This is a genomic window from Aeromonas sp. 1HA1 (assembly GCF_029237385.1).
GTDB classification, from domain to species: domain Bacteria; phylum Pseudomonadota; class Gammaproteobacteria; order Enterobacterales; family Aeromonadaceae; genus Aeromonas; species Aeromonas popoffii.
In genome coordinates, this window is sequence record NZ_JAACGC010000221.1 from 1 (window position 1) to 608 (window position 608).

The 608-nt window shown below is 48.5% G+C and carries 1 pseudogene; it reads left to right on the forward strand.

The features are described 5' to 3' along the window. Positions 1-608 (forward strand): annotated as a pseudogene (locus tag GWQ22_RS21770) (hypothetical protein); the annotation flags it as partial.

Here is a 608-nt window from a genome sequence, read left to right on the forward strand (position 1 = left end):
TGGTTCTGAAGGTGATGGGCTGGGTTTGTCGAGGGAATATTGGGATAAGAAATTCGATGACATATTTGGTAAGTTTGATCGCGATGCTGCCACCTTATATGACATTCGTATGAATACTGGTAGCGTGGTAGGTGAGATATTCGCAATTAATGGTGCGCTGGGTGCGAATGGCATGGCCGGTCAGATTATGCAGATGAATGAAACCATGCAGAATTTGGCGGCTGCCATTTCTGGCGGTAGCATTGGAAGTAATACGGGTGGGACTACGGGCGGCGCTGATAAATCATCGGAATACCTCAAGGAAATAAATGAGGTTGTGGGTTATATGGCTAACGATGTGCGCATGCTCGCTGCGGCGTTGCCTGATGGCAATGGGAGTGGTAATGGAAGTGGTGGGGATGGTTCTGGCGTGGATATTGATTATTCTAAAATGCCGGGCTCTGAGTCCACGCCCCTCTCTGTTCGTGGTGCGTCCTATGATTCAAAGGGCTGTGAAGGTGGCGCTAATTGCTTTTTTGATGTGCCTACCGTGCAGGGTAAATTGGATGAGGCGAATAATGCTCTCACTGGGAGCTATAAAGCGATTAGCGAGGATATGAAGCGGATAT